The organism is Tistrella bauzanensis, from assembly GCF_014636235.1.
Taxonomy (GTDB): domain Bacteria; phylum Pseudomonadota; class Alphaproteobacteria; order Tistrellales; family Tistrellaceae; genus Tistrella; species Tistrella bauzanensis.
In genome coordinates this window covers 1-1,244 of the sequence record NZ_BMDZ01000181.1, presented here as the reverse complement: position 1 = coordinate 1,244, position 1,244 = coordinate 1, and the positions used below count along the sequence as shown (strand labels likewise).

Below are 1,244 nucleotides of genomic sequence, written 5' to 3'. Positions count from 1 at the left end.
GGAGGACGGGCCGCCTCACGCCGTCCCAGGCGACGGTGACGCTCTAAACCAGCCCGCCGCGCTCATTGCGCGACAGCCTCTATGGCCGTGGCACTACCGACATGAAGGGCTTTCTGGCCTGCGTGCTGTCGACAGTGGCCAGGATCGATGCATCGCGTCTGGTGCGGCCGCTGCACATCGCCCTCACCCATGACGAGGAAGTCGGCTGTTTCGGGGCCAAGACCCTGATCCGGCATCTACCGCCGGCCCGGGCCATCATCGTCGGCGAACCCACCGCGATGCGGATTGCCGATCGCCACAAAGGCGCTGTCGCGCAGACGATCCGGATCAAGGGCCTGTCGGCCCATTCGGGCCTGCCCCAGAACGGCGTCAACGCCATTGAGCATGCCGTTCAGATCGCCGGCTGCATCGCCGACATCGCCCAGGATCTGATCGAGACCGGCGGTGACGACGACACGATGCAGCCCGGCTATTCCTCGATCCAACTGGCCGCGATCGCCGGCGGCGGTGCGACCAACGTCATACCGGACCACTGCGATCTGGTCTGGCAGTTACGCTGCCTGCCGGGCCAGTCGCCGGATGCCGTGGTCGAGCAGATCAAGGCTGCCGCCCGCACGGTGGAGGCGCGGATGCGCAACCGCGACCGATCCTGCACCATCACATTCGAGCCGATGTACGACGTACCGCCCCTGAACCGGACGGCCGATAATCCGGCGACCGCGATCTGCCGTCATCTCCTTGGCCCCCAGGAGACGATCGGCGTCAACTTCGCCACCGAAGCCGGGCTCTATCAGCGGGCCGGCTATGCGGTGGTCGTGTGCGGTCCGGGCAACATGGCGCAGGGACATACGGACAACGAATACATCCAGATGACCGAACTGGGGAAATGTGAAAACTTCCTGGCCGGACTGGTCGACGAACTCTCTCAACGCGAATGGGGTGCATGATGATCCGGACGATACGCGGCGCGATGCTCGCCGCCCTTGCCTGCCTGCCCACGCTGGCCACCCTGTCCACGCTGGCCGCCCTGCCCGGTACGGCCGCAGCCGCAGGGTTGGAGCGGCAGACGTTCTCGGTCGTCGGCACCTGGTCGAACCTGTCGGTGTTCAAGGAACTCGAAGCGCCGATGTGGACCCGGATCGTCCCCGAAGCATCCGGCGGCCAGAGGGGATGTCCCGCCCGATGTTGAAAAGGGCTCGGCGGACGTCGCTGGTTGATGAGGCTATGCAGCCTCGCAGACGGGG

2 protein-coding genes are annotated in these 1,244 nt (G+C 66.1%); both read left to right on the top strand.

Annotated features, from left to right (window positions below):
- Positions 1 to 65: 65 nt before the first annotated feature.
- A complete protein-coding gene (locus IEW15_RS25460; protein WP_188583340.1) occupies positions 66 to 947 on the top strand; it encodes a M20/M25/M40 family metallo-hydrolase in 882 nt (293 codons plus the stop codon).
- Complete coding sequence (locus IEW15_RS25455; RefSeq protein WP_188583338.1) at positions 944 to 1,189, top strand: hypothetical protein; 246 nt, start codon at positions 944 to 946, stop codon at positions 1,187 to 1,189. The genes IEW15_RS25460 and IEW15_RS25455 overlap by 4 nt, the downstream gene beginning before the upstream one ends.
- The last annotated feature ends 55 nt before the right edge of the window (positions 1,190 to 1,244 follow it).